The 18,512-nt window shown below is 37.8% G+C and carries 16 protein-coding genes; 4 read left to right on the top strand and 12 right to left on the bottom strand.

Features of this window, described 5'->3' with window-relative positions:
* Positions 1–23 precede the first annotated feature (23 nt).
* The 5 genes from fabG to yceD all read right to left on the bottom strand — a co-directional run bounded on the left by fabG (position 24) and on the right by yceD (position 3,689).
* On the bottom strand, positions 24–770 hold the full coding sequence (fabG, locus tag DWA31_RS04630; RefSeq protein WP_114325485.1) for a 3-oxoacyl-ACP reductase FabG: 747 nt from the start codon (positions 768–770) through the stop codon (positions 24–26).
* Between the two features lie 93 nt (positions 771–863).
* The gene (fabD, locus tag DWA31_RS04625; RefSeq protein ID WP_114325484.1) at positions 864–1,826 is read right to left on the bottom strand and encodes an ACP S-malonyltransferase; all 963 of its coding nucleotides are present in this window, start codon (positions 1,824–1,826) and stop codon (positions 864–866) included.
* Between the two features lie 36 nt (positions 1,827–1,862).
* Positions 1,863–2,903 carry a phosphate acyltransferase PlsX gene (plsX, locus tag DWA31_RS04620; RefSeq protein WP_114325543.1) on the bottom strand — a complete coding sequence of 347 codons (1,041 nt, stop codon included), beginning with the start codon at positions 2,901–2,903 and terminating at the stop codon, positions 1,863–1,865.
* Between the two features lie 54 nt (positions 2,904–2,957).
* Positions 2,958–3,128: a 50S ribosomal protein L32 gene (gene rpmF / locus DWA31_RS04615; protein WP_114325483.1), complete on the bottom strand. Its 171-nt coding sequence runs from the start codon at positions 3,126–3,128 to the stop codon at positions 2,958–2,960.
* A 48-nt stretch (positions 3,129–3,176) separates the two neighbouring features.
* Positions 3,177–3,689 carry a 23S rRNA accumulation protein YceD gene (yceD, locus tag DWA31_RS04610; RefSeq protein WP_114325482.1) on the bottom strand — a complete coding sequence of 171 codons (513 nt, stop codon included), beginning with the start codon at positions 3,687–3,689 and terminating at the stop codon, positions 3,177–3,179.
* A 212-nt stretch (positions 3,690–3,901) separates the two neighbouring features.
* Here yceD and DWA31_RS04605 point away from each other — a divergent pair, with 212 nt between their 5' ends.
* Complete coding sequence (locus DWA31_RS04605; protein WP_114325481.1) at positions 3,902–4,498, top strand: Maf family protein; 597 nt, start codon at positions 3,902–3,904, stop codon at positions 4,496–4,498.
* On the opposite strand, the gene DWA31_RS04600 is transcribed toward DWA31_RS04605, so the two are convergent.
* Together DWA31_RS04600 and rluC are read right to left on the bottom strand one after the other, a co-directional pair.
* On the bottom strand, positions 4,475–5,125 hold the full coding sequence (locus DWA31_RS04600; RefSeq protein ID WP_114325480.1) for an HAD family hydrolase: 651 nt from the start codon (positions 5,123–5,125) through the stop codon (positions 4,475–4,477). The two genes, DWA31_RS04605 and DWA31_RS04600, sit on opposite strands and share 24 nt — an antisense overlap.
* Positions 5,126–5,150: 25 nt before the next feature.
* Entirely contained in the window at positions 5,151–6,131 is a 981-nt protein-coding gene (gene rluC, locus DWA31_RS04595) for a 23S rRNA pseudouridine(955/2504/2580) synthase RluC (protein ID WP_114325479.1), read from the bottom strand.
* A gap of 768 nt (positions 6,132–6,899) precedes the next feature.
* On the opposite strand from rluC, the gene rne reads away from it, so the two are divergent.
* Positions 6,900–9,926, top strand: a complete 3,027-nt coding sequence (gene rne, locus DWA31_RS04590; protein ID WP_114325478.1) for a ribonuclease E — start codon at positions 6,900–6,902, stop codon at positions 9,924–9,926.
* 258 nt (positions 9,927–10,184) lie between these two features.
* On the opposite strand, the gene DWA31_RS04585 is transcribed toward rne, so the two are convergent.
* The 4 genes from DWA31_RS04585 to zwf all read right to left on the bottom strand — a co-directional run bounded on the left by DWA31_RS04585 (position 10,185) and on the right by zwf (position 15,177).
* A complete protein-coding gene (locus DWA31_RS04585) occupies positions 10,185–10,832 on the bottom strand; it encodes a bifunctional 4-hydroxy-2-oxoglutarate aldolase/2-dehydro-3-deoxy-phosphogluconate aldolase (protein ID WP_114325477.1) in 648 nt (215 codons plus the stop codon).
* A 307-nt stretch (positions 10,833–11,139) separates the two neighbouring features.
* Positions 11,140–12,954 carry a phosphogluconate dehydratase gene (gene edd, locus DWA31_RS04580; RefSeq protein ID WP_114325476.1) on the bottom strand — a complete coding sequence of 605 codons (1,815 nt, stop codon included), beginning with the start codon at positions 12,952–12,954 and terminating at the stop codon, positions 11,140–11,142.
* A 55-nt stretch (positions 12,955–13,009) separates the two neighbouring features.
* On the bottom strand, positions 13,010–13,705 hold the full coding sequence (gene pgl / locus DWA31_RS04575) for a 6-phosphogluconolactonase (RefSeq protein ID WP_114325475.1): 696 nt from the start codon (positions 13,703–13,705) through the stop codon (positions 13,010–13,012).
* A gap of 2 nt (positions 13,706–13,707) precedes the next feature.
* Complete coding sequence (gene zwf, locus DWA31_RS04570) at positions 13,708–15,177, bottom strand: glucose-6-phosphate dehydrogenase (RefSeq protein WP_114325474.1); 1,470 nt, start codon at positions 15,175–15,177, stop codon at positions 13,708–13,710.
* A 488-nt stretch (positions 15,178–15,665) separates the two neighbouring features.
* On the opposite strand from zwf, the gene DWA31_RS04565 reads away from it, so the two are divergent.
* Both DWA31_RS04565 and pyk read left to right on the top strand, forming a co-directional pair.
* Positions 15,666–16,514, top strand: a complete 849-nt coding sequence (locus DWA31_RS04565; RefSeq protein WP_114325473.1) for a MurR/RpiR family transcriptional regulator — start codon at positions 15,666–15,668, stop codon at positions 16,512–16,514.
* 71 nt (positions 16,515–16,585) lie between these two features.
* Positions 16,586–18,037, top strand: a complete 1,452-nt coding sequence (pyk, locus tag DWA31_RS04560; protein ID WP_114325472.1) for a pyruvate kinase — start codon at positions 16,586–16,588, stop codon at positions 18,035–18,037.
* A 127-nt stretch (positions 18,038–18,164) separates the two neighbouring features.
* Here the strand turns inward: pyk and DWA31_RS04555 are convergent, their stop codons facing one another.
* Positions 18,165–18,464, bottom strand: a complete 300-nt coding sequence (locus DWA31_RS04555) for a PilZ domain-containing protein (RefSeq protein WP_114325471.1) — start codon at positions 18,462–18,464, stop codon at positions 18,165–18,167.
* Positions 18,465–18,512: the final 48 nt, after the last annotated feature.

The raw sequence follows: 18,512 nt of genomic DNA, 5'->3' as shown, positions 1-18,512 counted from the left end.
CACAAACCCTTTAAAATTAGGGCTTACACCATATACATGCCACCGTTAACATGAATTGTTTCTCCAGTAATATAAGCTGCTGCATCTGATGCTAAAAAGGCAACTGTACTGGCAATTTCTTCTGGTTTACCTAAACGATTAGCGGGTACTTGTGAGAAAATGCCTTCTTTTTGCTCATCTGTTAATGTTTGAGTCATATCAGTATCAATAAAACCAGGCGCAATAGTATTAACAGTTATGCCTCGAGAGGCAATTTCGCGCGCTAATGATTTGGTAAAACCTAATAAGCCCGCTTTTGCTGTTGCGTAGTTAACTTGACCCGCATTACCCATTGAACCAACAACAGAGCCAATGTTAATAATTCGACCATTACGTTTTTTCATCATAGGACGAATAGCTGCTTTACTAACCTTAAAAACAGACGTTAAGTTGGTATCAAGAATATCTTGCCACTCATCGTCTTTCATACGCATAAATAAATTATCACGAGTAATACCGGCATTGTTGACTAAAATATCAATAGCGCCGTAAGAATCCTTGATCGCAGCAAACATTGCTGCAATAGAATCGTCACTTGTCACATTTAAGACTAAACCCAACCCTTGTGAATCACCAGTGCCTAAATACTCTGAGATTCTATCTGCGCCGTGCTCAGAAGTAGCAGTACCTATAACCGTAGCACCTAATGCTTGTAATTGTGTCGCAATCGCTTTACCAATTCCACGACTTGCACCAGTAACTAATGCAACTTTTCCCGTTAATGAAAACATATTATTTCCTATTTATTCTTAATTATTAAATATACCCGTTACCAATCAAGATGCATATTTCAGAGTGCACTTTGAATGGTAATGGGTATAAACTTATAACTCGCTTGCTTGCGTAAGATCTTTTGCTTTAGCTAATGTGTCTGTTGAATTGAATGAAACACACGTGATAGTTTTATTAATACGCTTCACTAAACCTTGTAATACTTTGCCAGGGCCCACTTCAACCATTTGCGTTATCCCTTGCTCGTCTAGGGCAGTGATCGTTTCACTCCAGCGAACAGGACTATATAATTGCTTAATTAAAGCAGTTTTAATAGCTTCACTACTCGTTTCAATACTTACGTCAACATTGTTAACAACATTAACAGTTGGTGTGTTAAATGTTATTTGTTCAAGATCTCCTGCTAATTTTTGAGCGGCATCAGTCATTAAAGCACAATGGGACGGCACACTAACAGGTAACGGTAATACACGTTTAGCGCCAGCTTCTTTACAACGAACACCAGCGCGCTCAACAGCTTCTTTATGACCCGCAATAACCACTTGCCCGGGTGAATTAAAATTAACCGCTGCCACCACATCATCCATTTGAGATTCAGCACAAGCTTCAATAATCGCTTGATCATCTAAGCCTATAACAGCTGCCATTGCACCAACACCAGCAGGAACACAAGCTTGCATATACTCACCGCGTTTCTCCACTAATTTAACCCCTTGGGTTAATGAGAATACACCAGCACAAACTAACGCTGAATATTCACCTAAACTATGCCCTGCAAAAACATTAGGCATTACATCAGACTCAGCTTGCCAAACACGCCATAAAGCAACACTGGCGGTTAACAGTGCAGGCTGAGTAAAATTAGTTTGATTAAGTTGCTCTACTGGCCCCTGGGAAACCAACTGCCATAAGTCATAACCCAATGCGTCTGATGCTTCTTTAAATGCTTGCTGAACAATATCGTTTTGTGCAAAGTCACTAAGCATAGCAACTGCTTGAGAACCTTGACCGGGAAATATAAAGGCTAACTTATTTTGAGAAGATAAATTTTGCATATTATTTACTCTATTTTAATTATTTATAAGTGAATTTTACAGAGGTGATAACTCTTGTTCTAATGAGTTTTTTATTTTTGTTGGTACTTGTCGTTCTACCTCTTTAACTGCTTCCATAATGGCAGAATAAAAAGCATTTGCATTGGCGTTTCCATGACTTTTAACAACTATACCGCGTAATCCTATCAAACTTGCACCATTATACTGGTCAGGGTTCACCGATTTAAATAGCTTTTTTAAGCTAGGTTTAAAAACAGCCGCCATTAACTTAGCTAAAAAGTTTTGGCTAAAAAGTACTTCAGATTTTTTATAAACTAAACGTGCTACCCCTTCACAGGTTTTAAGCGCAACATTTCCAACAAAACCATCACAGACAATAACGTCAGCTTTGTTAGAGAAAATATCAGAGCCTTCAATAAAACCTATGTAATTAATATCATCATTGGCAGACAACTCAAGCGCAGCCTGCTTTATATGATCACTTCCCTTAATTGCTTCCGCCCCCATATTTAGTAACGCGATACGAGGGTTCTCGATTCCATCCACTTGTGCAGCCATCACAGAGCCCATGACACCAAACTGATACAATACGTGTGAATCACAAAAAACATTCGCGCCTAAGTCCAACATAAAAACATGCTTATCATTATCATGGGTAGGCAAAGAAGAAATTAATGCTGGCCGCTCAACACCGACAATTGTTTTTAATACAAAATGCGCCATAGAAAATAAGGCACCCGTATTCCCAGCGCTAACACATGCTTGTGCTTTACCTTCATGCACTAAGTCTAGTGCTTTACGCATAGAAGAATTCTTTTTTGTTCTTAAGGCAAAAGCAGGCTTTTCATCCATTTCTACAATTTCTGTAGTAGGAAAAATAGATAACTGTTTATGTTGGGCTAAATATTGTTGACTGATATTTAAGCGAGCAAGTTCTGTTGTAATGATGTTTTCATCACCACAAAGAATAAGGTGCAAATTCGGCAGAAACTTTATTGCCATTATTGCAGAGGGGATCGTTATAAGGGGGCCTTGATCGCCCCCCATAACATCTAACGCTAAGGTTAGTTTATTGATACTATTCAAGCGTAAATATATTAGCTTTAAATAGGTGGTTTAAAGTAATAACGCTTAACTAGCGATTACTTTAACGCCTTTGTAAAAGCCATCAGCTGTTACATGGTGACGACGATGCGTTTCACCTGAAACTGGATCTACTGATAAATGTTCTGCTGTTACAGCATCATGTGAACGGCGCATGCCACGTCTTGAACGAGACTTTTTGCTTTTTTGAACTGCCATGAGTTACTCCTAAATCGGTTATTAGTTAAATTGCTAAATACACGTTAACTATTTAAGTTGTTTTAATGCATCAAATGGATTCGGTTTCTCAAGCTCTTCTGGCAATTCACCCCAAACACTATCAGCATCAGCTGAGCAGTCTTCGATGTCATGCCGTGGAATTAATGGAATCATGAGTATAAACTCTTCTTCCACTAGCTCTCGCAAGTTTACTTCACCATCTTCATTTAATTCTACTACGTCATAATATGACGGAATTTTTTCAGCTGCTTCTGCATTTTTTGCTGGACTGAAAGTAAACTCTACTTCTAGTTTATGGTCAAAAAGTTCATTACACCGCTGACAAGTTAATGCAACTAATGCCGATGCGCTGCCAGACATTACTGTCAAACCACGTTCATCCACATCAAACTTAACATTAACTTGAACATGCTCGCTACGTTCTTCACAGGTAGCCAACAGTCTAGTCATGTCCGATAATTTAAACACACCTTCACACACAAGCCTGCGCTGTGCACTACGAGATGGACTAATTGTTATCGGAAGCTTAAGATTCTGCATAAGTCGCGCATATTAAAGCCCTGAGGGGCAAGTGTCAAAAGAAAATTAGCTTATTTTGTTTAAAAATTAAAGATTGTCCTTATAATAGCGCTAATAGTTTATTTTTTGACTAAAGTGGTCTAATTATAACACTTTATTATTACGTTAACGTTAGTTAAATCAAAACTCAAATATAAACATAATTAAATCAAAATAACGCTTTCAGGATTTATATGAAAACCTTAGTATTAGGCTCTACCTCTGTATTTCGACAATCTATTCTAGAAAAACTTAACCTACCCTTTCAAACTGCCAAACCCAATATTGATGAAACCGCGTTAGCAAATGAAACACCACAAGCATTAGTTGAACGTTTAGCGATTGAGAAAGCAAAAGCAGTTGCACCCAAATTTCCAAGTGCACTTATTATAGGCTCAGATCAAGTAGCCGTATGTGAGGGCGAAATCCTCGGTAAACCCCATAACTTTGATAATGGCGTAAAGCAACTCAGTAAATTTAGTAATAAAAGCGTTACTTTCTATACTGGGCTTTGTGTCTTTGATAGCGAAAACGAAAAGGTAACATCAATAGTAGAACCTTTTATCGTGCATTTTAATGCGCTTACATTAGATGAAATCGAAAGCTACCTAAAAGCGGAACAACCTTATAACTGTGCGGGTAGTTTTAAAAGCGAAGGTTTAGGTATTTGTTTATTTGAAAAGCTAGAAGGTGATGATCCTAACACTTTAATTGGCTTACCGCTTATCAAGCTAGTAAGCTTATTAAAACAACATGATCTTGATGTACTAGCCGAGCAACAATTGGTGTAGCTCAGCCAAAGAATCAACGACTACTTTTGGCTGGTATCGACTAAGCACTTCTCGGTCATGCACGCCAAAAGTCACGCCAATACTATCCACACCGGCATTTTGTGCCATTTTTAAATCATGACTCGTATCACCAATCATAATAGCCTCATGTGGCGCTAAGTTTAATTCGTCTAAAATACTAAGTAGCATTGTGGGATCAGGTTTTGACGGCATTTCACCCGCACAACGAGTCGTATTAAAAAAGGCAGTTGTTTCACTGACTTTTAATACGCGGTTCAATCCTTCTCTCCCTTTACCCGTAGCGACTGCCAACAACTTATTTTGTTGCTTTAACTGAGTAAGTAAATTAGTAGCATTAGCAAATAAAGGCGTTGGCGTTGTATCGCCTTCCAGGTATTGATACTTATATTGCAATCGCATTATTTCTATTTGTTCATCGGTAATACCCTCAAACAACGCTTTCAGTGCTTCAGGAATGCTTAAACCAATAATTTGTTTCGCGGCTTCATTTGACGGTATAGTTAAACCAACAGCTTTTGCCGCAGATTGCATTGAAGAAACAATACGATCAACAGAATCCATTAAGGTGCCATCCCAATCAAAAATTACTAATTTATAATTTTGCATACATCTCTTCTATTTTTATCTGAAATTATTCTCTAACTAATTTAGTCAATAGCTTTTCTAAACTTGGCTCAAGCGGCGCTTCAATTTTTAAACGTTCTTCTGATAAAGGGTGAGTAAATTCAATGCTAGCCGCATGTAAAAATAAACGTTTTAAGCCCTTGCCCTTCATATCAGCATCAAAATCTTCATGACCATATTTAGAGTCCATTGCAATAGAATGACCAGTCACCTGACAATGAACACGAATTTGATGAGTTCTTCCTGTTACAGGGAAGGCACGTACTAGCGTCGCACCACGATAGCGTTCTAATACTCTAAAACGAGTTTCTGATTCTTTACCATTAATATTATCAACAATCACTACACGCTCACCGGATTTAAGATCATTCTTCCTTAATCCTTCCGTAACCCGAGTGAGTTTAGTAGGCCAATGACCTTTCACTAAAGCATGATAAAATTTTTGTACGGTTTTATTTCGCAATTGTTCATGCAAGTGGCGTAGTGCTGACCGTTTTTTAGCAACCACTAAACAACCTGACGTATCTCTATCTAATCGATGAACCAGCTCTAGCATACGTGCATCGGGGCGAAGTGCTCGAAGCGCTTCAATTAAACCAAAACTTAAACCACTACCTCCGTGTACAGCCATACCTGAAGGTTTATTGATTACAATTAACCTCTCATCTTCAAACAATATTTGTTTTTCTAAATTAGCAACAATATTTAACCCTGTAGAAACCGTATCCTTTTTTTCAGAGACGCGAATAGGTGCAATACGTAAGACATCATCCACAGCTAATTTATAAACTGGCTTAATTCGTTTTTTATTAACCCTTATCTCTCCTTTACGCATTAAACGGTATAAATGACTTTTAGGGACACCTTTTAACGTTCTCAGTAGGAAATTATCAATTCTCTGCCCTGCGTCTTCACTATCAATGGTAATAAAACGAACTTTAGGTCGCTCATCATCCTGAACTACTGTGTTATCTGGTTTTTGTGACATTTTGCTGTGCTTTTTGGTTCAATTCTTTAATGGCAGGAAGTTTAACACATTTTTTTTACGGCATTTCACCATTTACCCCGTTTTTTATTAGCTTATCAAGCAATATAGTGTGATAATGAAACGTTAGTGATTGAATGTTAACTAGCTTAGCTAAACAAACACTATCGCATGAAGCTTTACAGAGAGACGTAAGAGGCAAACTGCGGCCACATTAATATGCACCCACTGGAATTTATAGTTTTGTTATGACAAAAACTAAACGACTACAAACCAGTAAAGTAAGGTGACATATTGAAGGTACGGCCTATTGCAACATTTAACGCGTGTAACTTGTTAAAAATAGCATAAACAGTTTTATCACTAAAAAGATATCATTTAGCCCTACTCCATAAAGCAATTTTATTAAATTATTTGGTAACACTCATTTGACCTTTTTAACGAAGGTCAACTAACAGTCTGATGTAGCAAAAATAAGACGTAAAAAATATCGTCCGCTAATTATTAGACTTCAAGGAATGAGATTACTAAAAAGCACGGCGCACTGGCTGGGCACATAAAGAAATATATTGACACTGCTCACCGAGCTTAAAACAGCATTGTGAGCATATTATTGAATTAACAATCAGAATTTAGAACAGCTTGATCTGGTAATATGACAGATCAATTTTATGACATCCGTGAGGCTGACAAATTGCTGTTACCAAAAAACAGATTGCTTTGTGTGTAAAGCAAATGGTGTGTTGTGACTAAAAATGAGTCACACAAACTATGAAACGTATGTTAATAAACGCTACCCAATCAGAAGAATTGCGCGTAGCACTTGTAGATGGTCAGAAACTTTACGATTTAGATATTGAAAGCCCTGGACATGAACAAAAAAAATCTAATATTTACAAAGCAAAAATCACTCGCATTGAACCTTCTCTAGAAGCTGCTTTCGTTGACTATGGCGCTGATCGTCATGGTTTTTTACCCATGAAAGAAATATCTCGGGAATATTTTCCAAAAGGCTATAGTTTCCAAGGTCGCCCTAACATTAAAGAAGTGTTACGCGAAGGCCAAGAAGTTATCGTTCAAATAGACAAAGAAGAACGCGGTCAAAAAGGCGCAGCCCTTACTACTTTTATCAGCCTTGCTGGTAGTTACCTAGTATTAATGCCAAACAATCCTCGTGCTGGTGGTATTTCTCGCCGCATTGAAGGTGATGAACGTACTGAATTGAAAGCATCGTTAAGCAAGTTAGACCTACCTAAAGGTATGGGTTTAATTGTTCGCACCGCTGGCGTAGGCAAAGCTTATGAAGAATTAGAATGGGATTTAAATGTTCTATTACACCACTGGCAAGCTATAAGTGATGCTGGAAAGAGCCGCCCTGCTCCATTTTTAATTCACCAAGAAACAAACCTTATTTTACGCGCTATACGTGATTATTTACGTCGTGATATTGGTGAAGTACTTATTGATCGACCTAAAACATTTGAAAGTGTTAAAAAGCACATTGAAATTGTTCGTCCTGATTTTCTAAATAAAATAAAACTCTATGAAAGTGATGTGCCTTTATTCACTCATTATCAAATTGAAACTCAAATTGAGACTGCTTTTCAACGCGAAGTACGTTTGCCTTCTGGTGGCTCTATTGTTATAGACCCTACTGAAGCAATGACTTCAATTGATATTAACTCTGCCCGTGCAACTAAAGGTAGCGATATTGAAGAAACAGCATTTAATACAAACTTAGAAGCGGCTGAAGAAGTTGCCCGTCAATTGCGTTTACGCGATCTAGGTGGCTTAGTGGTAATAGACTTCATCGATATGACTCCTGTTCGCCATCAACGTGAAGTAGAAAATCGCATGCGTGATTCTGTTCACCAAGATAGAGCGCGTATCCAGTTAGGTCGAATTTCTCGTTTTGGTTTATTAGAAATGTCACGTCAACGTTTACGCCCTTCAATTGGTGAAACTAGCCAAGGTGTTTGCCCTCGTTGTAGTGGTACTGGCCAAGTCCGTGGTGTAGAGTCTTTAGCTTTATCAATTTTACGATTGATGGAAGAAGAAGCCATCAAAGATAATACTCAGCATGTTCAAGCACAAGTACCTGTTCCTGTAGCAACTTATTTGTTGAATGAGAAACGTCGCTCAGTAATGCATATTGAAAAACAGCATGGTGCTCGCGTATTAATCATTCCTAACCCACATATGGATACACCTCAATACGAAGTGTTACGTGTTAAGAAAGATGAAACAGTTACTGAAGCTAGCTATGACATTAGAATTAAAGAGGCTGAACTTGAAGAAGCCAAAATGCCTAAGTTTGATAAAGAAGCCGTAAAGCAAGATGAGCCTTTAATCCAATCAATGGGTCAAGGAATGGCAGCACCTAAAGTTGCAAAAACTGAAGATGCATCATCAACATTGGTAACTGAAAAAATTGAAAAGCCAACTGGCTTATTTGCTTGGTTAAAAGGGTTGTTTTCTTCTGAAGAAGAAGTTAAAGAAGAACCTGCACCGACACCTGAAACTCAACCTAAACGTCAAGATAACCGTAGTCAACGTGGTCGCCAAGGACAGCGTCGTAATAACTCGCGTAATAATCGTGGTGGCAATCGTAATGATGATCGCACTAACACTAAAAATGTTAAAAGCGATGAGAGAAACAGTAATACGCGTGATGAAGCTAAAAAGCCTCAGAGCAAAGCTAAAACTCAAACTCGTAAGCCTGAACATGATAGAAACAAACCGGTAAAAGACGAAGTTGTAAAAGAGCGTCGCCAACGGAGAAGTAACCGTAAAAAAATACGTGTTAATAAACCTGAGAATACTAATACTGAACAGGTAATTACTCCTCAACAAAAAGATAAAAAAGAGAACGTCAATGACAAAGCTAGCATATCAGAGCAGATAAATAGCACTGATGAAGCAGTTAATGCTACTGAGGCTGCCTCTCCTGAGTTAACTCCTTCAAATGAAGTTTCTCGTGAAGACCGTCCTCGTAATAGACGCTCACCAAGACATTTGCGTTCTAATGGACAACGTAGACGTCGTGAGACAAAAGCAGAAGACACAGTACAAGAAACATCAACAGATACTCAAAGCAATGATGCTATTGAAGCACGCTATCCTGCTCATCAAACTCCCCCTACAGAGCAAGTGGTTGAGACTTCAACTGTTGAAAATACACCCTCTGTTGAAGTTAAAATTCAAGAGAAGCAACAAGATCTACCTTTTACTGATGTTGAAACAACTAGCGAAGAACAAAAGTCAGATGTTGAACCAGCTCAAACTACAGACAGTAATACAGAAACTAAATCAGCTCAAGAATCACCTGTTGAGATAACAGCGGAAGTAGAAGCCGAAACTAAAGTAGATACACTAAAGGTTACAGATAATAATGCTAGCGAGAACAGCATCATTGATATTCAACCTACCGTTGAAGTTAAGGTAGAGAGTGAAACATCTATTGAGGCAAAAGCTGAAATTAAGCCTGAATTGGTTATAGAGCCTGAGTTAACTACAGAGCAAGTTGTCAAAACTAAAGCTAAAAAGGTTGTCGCTCCGGCTTCGAAAAAGTCACCAATCAAAGATAAAAAATTAGCCAGACAAGTTAAAAAAGCTAATCGTTTATCTGGTCACGCTGCTTCACCAATGACGAAAACGGAAACCATTACTACCATGAACGAACTTCCACGCAGTGCTATGGCAAATGAAGATCGTATGGCACATCAAGTTTCAGGTCGTACTGCGATTGCTGCTGATGTAACAAGCAGAAGTTCAGCTGGAATGACTAAAGCAAGTTAATTGATTACACAAAGGCTTGAAGTGCTTACTTTAAGCTTTTTTGTTCAGCTAATTAAAAAGGCAACTGTTACTTTTAACAGTTGCCTTTTTTAATGCCTGCAACCAAGTAACCACTATAGGAAAAATTCAGCTAGACCGAAACTTGTATTGAAGTGCTTTGGCAATTATTGATGGCTCTACAATCAAAAAAGCCAGCGACTAAGTAGCTGGCTTTAAAGTTAAGACCGTCAACATATACGAAGACGATGCACTTTACGCTTACTTAACGTAGGCAAGTGCCTCATTTGCAAGTTTAGTGATCGCTGACCAATCTTTATTTTCAACGGCACTATTAGGTACTAACCAAGAGCCGCCACAACAAGCAACATTAGACAATGCTAAATAATCACGGACATTTTTTAAGTTAATGCCACCTGTTGGGCAGAATTTTATATCCGGGAATGGACCACCAATAGATTTAATTGCATTCACCCCACCAGACGCTTCTGCAGGGAAAAACTTCAAATGATCATAACCAAAGTCAGCAGCGTCCATTAATTCTGAAATAGAAGAAATACCGGGAATTAACGCAATACTTCCTTCACTGCCAGCTTGTAACAAACCTTTAGTTAATCCTGGGCTAATCGCAAATTTAGCACCCGCATCAATTGATTGTTGTAATTGGTGACTATTAGTCACAGTACCAGAGCCGATAATAGCTTCAGGTAACTCTTTAGAAATAATGCTTATTACATCAAGTGCCGCAGGCGTACGTAAGGTTACTTCTAACACTCTTACATTCGCAGCCAATAACGCTTCAGCAATTGGCAAGGCATCTTCAACTTTGTTGATAACTAATACAGGTACTATTGGGCCTGTAGCGAAAATGTCCTTTGGCATAATTTGCCAATTTTTTGATACTGTCATAAATCCTCTATACTCTCTTGGCATCAGTAGTTCACTGATACTTAAATTTTTGTACAGCTAAGTTAACTTTTTTAAAATCGCAACTTAGCCAAATGATAATATTTATTTTTCATGTCTATGCAGTTAACTCAGAATGTAACTGTAGACGTCATCTTCGAAGTCTCTGATCGAAGATCTATTGTGCTTAAAACACTAGATCCCCGATTCAGCTTTGTAGTTCCAGACCAAAGCTAAGTACCTACATCCATGTAGGCAAAGAAATCACGGGGATGACGCTCCTGAACCATCTACATAGGCACGTTATTTTTTATTCATCAAACAATGAGCAAGCACCAGTTTCTGCTGAGCTTAAATTACGACGCATAAAACCAAATAGTTCACGCCCCATACCTTGATGATGTCCATTAACTTGAAATATAGCTATATCACGTGCGGCCAATTCTTTTTCATCAACCAATAATGTTAATTCACCTGTCTCGCCGTCAAGATTGATCATATCACCCGTTTTCACTTTGGCAATTAAACCGCCATCTAACGCTTCTGGACATAAATGTATCGCTGCAGGAACCTTCCCTGATGCACCAGACATACGACCATCTGTTACTAACGCTACTTTAAACCCTTTATCTTGTAAAACACCAAGTAGCGGCGTTAATTTATGTAACTCAGGCATACCGCGAGCTTTGGGTCCTTGGAAACGTACTACTGCAACAAAATCTTTTTCAAGTTCACCGTTATCAAAAGCCGTTTGTAACTCATGTTGATCTTCAAAAACAATAGCAGGTGCTTTAATGACAAGCTTGCCTTCTGGAAGTGATGACGTTTTAATAACAGAAACACCCAAGTTACCTTTCATCATGCGTAAACCACCATGACTACTAAATGGCTTAGCAACCGTTGCAATAATGGCATCATTAAGTGATTTTTCAACACAATCAACCCACTTAAGCTCACCGTTTTCTAAAACTGGTTTTTTAGTGTATCGAGTTAAACCACGACCACAAATAGTTTCAACATCTTCAAAGACTAAACCACCCTCAATAAGTTCACGGAATAATAACGCCATACCGCCCGCTTCTTGAAATTGATTGATATCAGCATGACCATTAGGGTAAATACGTGTTAACAATGGTACTGTTTCAGAAAGATCATTAAAATCTTGAAAGTTAATGATAATTCCTGCCGCTTTCGCAAAAGCAATAATGTGCATGATTAGATTCGTTGAACCACCCGTTGCAAGTAATGCAACAATGGCATTAACAACCGAGCGTTCATCAACCATTTTACCAATCGGCATATAGTTACCCGACTGTTGCGTAAGACGTGTTGCCTGTCTAGCTGCAGCTTTAGTTAGTTCTTCTCGAAGTGGTGTGTTAGGTGCAATAAAAGAGGCACCTGGTAAATGTAAGCCCATCACTTCAACAACTAACTGATTAGAGTTTGCTGTGCCAAAGAAAGTACAAGTACCTGCAGAGTGGTATGATGCAGATTCTGCTTCAAGCAATGCTGCTTCGTCTACTTCACCTTTAGCATATTGCTGACGTACACTTGCTTTTTCTTTATTTGGAAGACCTGAAGGCATTGGACCTGCAGGAATAAATACTGTTGGTAAGTGGCCAAAGGTCATACTAGCAATGAGTAAGCCAGGTACAATTTTATCACATATACCTAACATTAATGCGCCATCAAACATGTTATGAGATAAACCAACAGCGGTTGCCATTGCAATCACATCACGGCTCATCAGGCTTAAATCCATACCCGGTTGACCTTGGGTAACTCCGTCACACATAGCAGGAACACCACCCGCAAATTGTGCAACACCACCCGCATCTTTAACTGCAGCTTTGATAATGTCTGGATATGTTTGATATGGCTGGTGAGCACTAAGCATGTCATTGTAAGCAGAAACAATAGCGATATCTGAATGATGTATGCCACGTAATGATTGCTTGTCATCTTTACCACAGGCAGCAAAACCATGTGCTAAGTTACCGCATGATAAACTAGCGCGATGTACTGTACTTGATTTTTCTGCCTCTATTTTAACTAAATATTCAGCTCTTGAGGTAGCACTTCGAGCAATAATTCGCTCAGTAATATCTACAATTTCTTGTTTCATAATTTATTTCTCAATATTTATATAATAGCTAGTTTAAAACTATCTAAATTCCGTTCTACACAGCCCAATATACTTGTGTATCAATGTTATCAGTTTGTAGAAATTTACGAATTGGCATGTCAAATACATCATCACCGTTAAGTGCTTTTTCTAATACTTGTTTTTTACTGTCGCCAGACAAATGTAAAAAGACGTTTTTGCTCTGACTTAATGAGGCAAAACTAAAAGTAATTCGCTGATGTGGTGCTGTTGTTGGCTGTACAACCATTAAAGCATTTTCATTATTAATGTCTAAAGCCTGTTTGATTTGTGCACTACACGGAAATAATGAAGCCGTGTGACCATCTTCACCCATACCTAAAATAAGTACATCTAAGGGTAACAATGCATTGTGAGCCGCAACATTAAGGTCAGCTAAAGTATCGTCACAAAGTACTTCACCCTGCTTTAAGTGAAAAAACTTGGCTACAGATGCTTTATTTTGTAATAAATTTTCATGCACTAAACGGGTATTACTAGCATCTGAGGTAATATCAACCCAACGTTCATCAGCTAAAGTAATAGTGACCTTTTTCCAGTCAATATCTTTATGTGATAACACTTTAAAAAATCCTTTCGGTGTAGAGCCACCTGAAACCGCAATACTCGCTTTACCTTTTAGTGAAATGGCTTGTTGAAGTATTTCACTCACTTTGTCTGCTAAAGCAATATCTAACGCTTCACGGGTTTCAAAATCATTTTGCTTAAACATGGTTACTCTACCCACTGGCGATCATCACGCGCAATTAATGAAATTGATGATACTGGCCCCCATGAGCCTGCTGCATATGGTTTAGGTGCTTCACTGGTTGCCTGCCATGCATCAATAATACTATCAGCCCATGTCCAAGCTGCTTCAACTTCGTCACGACTAACAAACAATGACTGATTACCATTTAATACTTCTAGCATTAAGCGTTCATATGCATCAATTACCCTTTGATCTTGATAAGTATCACTGAAACTCAAATCTAGTTTATTTTCTTGAATATTCATTTGCGATGCAATGCCAGGAATTTTATTCATCATTTGCAATTCTACCCCTTCATCAGGTTGCAAACGTATGGTTAACTTGTTTGAAGGTAACTCGCTATAACTGTCCTTAAAGATGTTGTGTGGCTGCTCTTTAAAGTGCACAACAATTTCACTGTGCTTAGCTGGCATACGCTTACCGGTTCGTAAATAGAATGGCACACCCGACCATCGCCAATTATCTATTTCGGCTTTAATTGCAACAAATGTTTCTGTTTTACTATTAGCAATAGCACCTTCTTCGTTCAAATATCCAGGTACGGCAACACCATTTAAAAAACCATCAGCGTATTGGCCGCGAACTGTTTTCTCTTTAACATTGGTGCGATCAATAGGAGAAAGCGCTTTAACTGCTTTTAATTTTTCTGCTCTAATACTTTCAGCACTTAAGTCCGCAGGAGGCTCCATCGCTAATAAAGATAATATCTGCAATAAATGGTTTTGAATCATATCGCGCATTTGGCCCGCTTCATCATAAAAACCCCAACGGCCTTCTATACCAACACTTTCAGCAACCGTTATTTGCACATGATCTATACTATTTCTATCCCAGTTGTTGGTAAAAAGTGAATTAGCAAAACGTAATACCAAAAGGTTTAATACCGTTTCTTTACCTAGATAATGATCAATACGATAAATTTGATTTTCATTAAAAAAGCGCGCTACTTGGTTATTTATTACTTTAGAAGACTCTAAACAGTGACCAATAGGCTTTTCCATCACGACACGGTCATCATCGCAGATAAGTGAAGCGTGATTAAGACCATCACATATATCGCCATAGATAGCAGGTGGCGTAGAGAAATAATAAACACGGGTACTATTTCCACCTGATAAAGTATCGGCTAAATTGCTATAAGCAGAAGCTTCTTTCATATCAAGCTGTTGATAGACTAAACGTGCCATAAAGCGTGCTAAAACATCTTCATCTATTTCTTCCTTAACAAAGTTATTAAGGTTTTCTAACACAAAACTTTTAAACTCTTCAATAGTGTGTGTTGGACGAGCAACAGCAACAATGCGGCTTCTTTCATTAATTAACCCACATACCTCTAGTTGGTATAATGCAGGCAAAAGTTTGCGGCGTGACAAATCACCTAAAGCACCAAAAATAACGATTTCACTGGCAGACTGACAATCTAATTTCTTCATAAAACTCTCTGACCTTATTTTCTAATTAGGGCTTTGATGGATAAGTTCATTTCATTAATGACTGCGTACTAAATTGATAATTATTAAATAGCAGTATTGTAACTAAACTACATATACATCTAATTTAGCGCCTGAATGTCCATCAGTAAAGAACTTTTTGTAATTTTATTACATTTTATTTGTAAATATCATAAAAATGGCTATTAAACCTAGGTAAACTTACTTATTAGATGGTGTTACAAACATAATATATTAATAAATCACTGTATAGAACCCCTGTTTATTAATTGAATACTTGCATATTTCAACCGTTTTACATTATATCAGTCCTAATTATGGAATAAAATTTCATTTTTCCTGTTACTTAAGAAGAAAATAAATTACAGTAAAGGAATAACAGTCAACCGTTGAGCATTAAATATACACTTTACTTGCCATCAAATATAAATATTGCTGGCTAATATAAGTAGATCTAGGATCACACGATAATGAATATATTAGAAAAGATCACAAACGAACTAGACACATTAAGTAAATCAGAACGTAAAGTAGCTGAAGTAATATTATCTTCACCCAATACGGTTATACACTCAAGTATAGCTGCATTAGCTAAAGAAGCTAACATAAGTGAACCTACGGTGAACCGCTTTTGTCGTCGTTTAGATACTAAGGGTTATCCCGATTTCAAACTTCACTTAGCGCAAAGTTTAGCTAACGGTACTCCCTATGTTAACCGCCATGTGGATGAAACTGATAGTGCCGAAGAATATATGTCTAAAATTTTTGAATCGACTATGGCTAATCTTGAATTGGCGCGTAAAAGTTTAGATCCAATGTTAATCAACCGCTCAGTTGATGTGTTAACCCAAGCCAATAAGATTTCTTTTTTTGGTCTAGGTGCTTCCGCAGTTGTCGCCCATGATGCTCAAAATAAATTTTTTCGCTTTAATGTACCTGTTGTTTATTTCGATGACATATTAATGCAACGTATGAGTGCTATAAATAGTCGCCAAGGTGATGTTGTCATTGTTATTTCTCATACGGGTAGAACTAAATCACTGGTTGAAGTAGCAAGTTTGGCTAAAGAAAATGATGCAACCGTGATTGGTATCACTTCAAAAGATACACCATTAGCTAAAGAATGTAGCATCGTTTTATCGCTCGATGTTAGCGAGGATACAGACCTATATATGCCAATGGCCTCTAGAATTGCTCAATTAGCATTAATTGATGTATTGGCTACCGGCTTCACCTTACGCAGAGGTAGTAAATTTAGAGATAATTTGAAAAAAGTAAAAGATAGTTTAAGAAGCTCACGCTTTGATAGAAAAGATTAACCGTTTATTTTTACAAAAAATACAACGCACACTAACGTAAGAACCATTTAAAGAAATAAATAAGGATTAACATGCCTAGAAGAACAAAAATTGTTGCCACGCTTGGTCCGGCAACCGATGATAGAGACATATTGAAATCAGTACTGGATGCTGGTGTAAACGTTGTGAGACTTAATTTTTCTCACGGAATTCCACAAGATCATATCGACAGAGCTAATAATGTTCGCGAAGTGGCAAAGGAATTAGGTATTTATGTTGGTATTCTAGGTGATCTACAAGGTCCTAAAATACGTGTATCAACCTTCAAAGATGGTCCAATAAAGCTCGCTATTGGTGATAAATTTGAACTTGATGCCACTTTAGATAAAGGCTTAGGTTGCCAAGAAAAAGTAGGTATTGATTATAAAAAATTAGTACAAGATGTTAATACCGGCGATATTTTATTGCTTGATGATGGTCGCGTACAATTAAAGGTACTGTCAACATCTGATACTTCTGTATTTACAGAAGTTACCGTTGGTGGTCCATTATCTAATAATAAAGGCATTAACCGTCAAGGTGGTGGTTTAACAGCGCCGGCATTAACCGTTAAAGATAAAGAAGATATTAAATTAGCCGCTAAAATCAATGTCGATTTCCTTGCAGTTTCTTTTCCTCGTGATGCAGCAGATATGCGCGAAGCACGTTTACTCGCACAAGAAGCCGGTTGTGATGCCCGTTTAGTATCAAAAATTGAACGTGCAGAAGCGGTAAATGATGACAAAATACTTGATGGTATTATTCTAGCCTCTGATGTTGTTATGGTTGCTCGTGGTGATTTAGGGGTAGAAATTGGTGATGCAGAGCTTGTTGGTAAACAAAAGCATATTATCGCCCGTTCTCGTCAATTAAATCGTGTGGTAATTACGGCTACACAAATGATGGAAACCATGATTGAGCAACCTATGCCAACGCGTGCTGAGGTTATGGATGTAGCAAATGCGGTATTAGACGGTACTGATGCAGTAATGCTTAGTGCTGAAACAGCTGCAGGTAAATACCCTGTTGAAACAGTCACGGCAATGGCTGGCGTTTGTGTTGGCGCTGAAAAACATCGTTCGGTAAATATTTCAAATCACAGAATGAATTTAACCTTTACTGAAGTATCTGAAACTATTGCCATATCAGCCATGTATGCAGCTAATCATTTAGAGGGAGTTAAAGCTATTATAGCCTTAACTGAGTCAGGCCAAACCAGTAAGTTAATGTCTCGTATTACTTCAGGCTTGCCTATTTACTCTTTGTCTCGTCATGCTAAAACATTAAACAAAACTGCTATTTATCGCGGTGTTTATCCTGTTGCCTTTGATTCAAAGCAAAGTGATAATGAAAGCTTAGACAACGATATACTTAAAGCCGTATGTCAAAAAGCGGACTTAAAAGTAGGTGATAAAGTCATTGTGACTCATGGCGATTTAATGGAAACAGTTGGCGCATCAAATACACTAAAAGTATTAATTATTACTAAAAAACACCTTGTTTAAGTTAATTTAAGTCAAGTAAACGAGAAAGAAAAGTATCGCGTTTCGAAGACATTACATACTCAGTCATTACATGCTCAGTATAGTGTCTTCGTAACTCGTAACTATTAACTATTAATTAGAAACTAAATTAATCTAATTCCTCTATAGCAATTCCAACTAGATAACACCCTTCACATTCTTCATCTACCCTCACTACTTTACCCAGAATATCAAGGTCTTGCACTAGATCCGATGCTGAGTCTAGTTTAATTTTTACATGGGTAGATATTGCCAATGGGTGTTCTATTTCAATTGCCATACCAGTAGCACTTAAATCTCGACAAGTAGCTGTTATTTGGCTATTAGCCTCATCATCAATAATGGTAACAATTACCTCGCTGTTTAGCATCATGCGGTAAAAATCACGTTTGTCATCATAATTTATCATTCGTACTCCAATGTAATATAACTATCACCTACTGTCATCCTTATGCTT

The organism is Candidatus Colwellia aromaticivorans (assembly GCF_003333305.1).
GTDB lineage: Bacteria > Pseudomonadota > Gammaproteobacteria > Enterobacterales > Alteromonadaceae > Colwellia > Colwellia aromaticivorans.
This window is presented reverse-complemented; position numbering and strand designations above follow the sequence as displayed.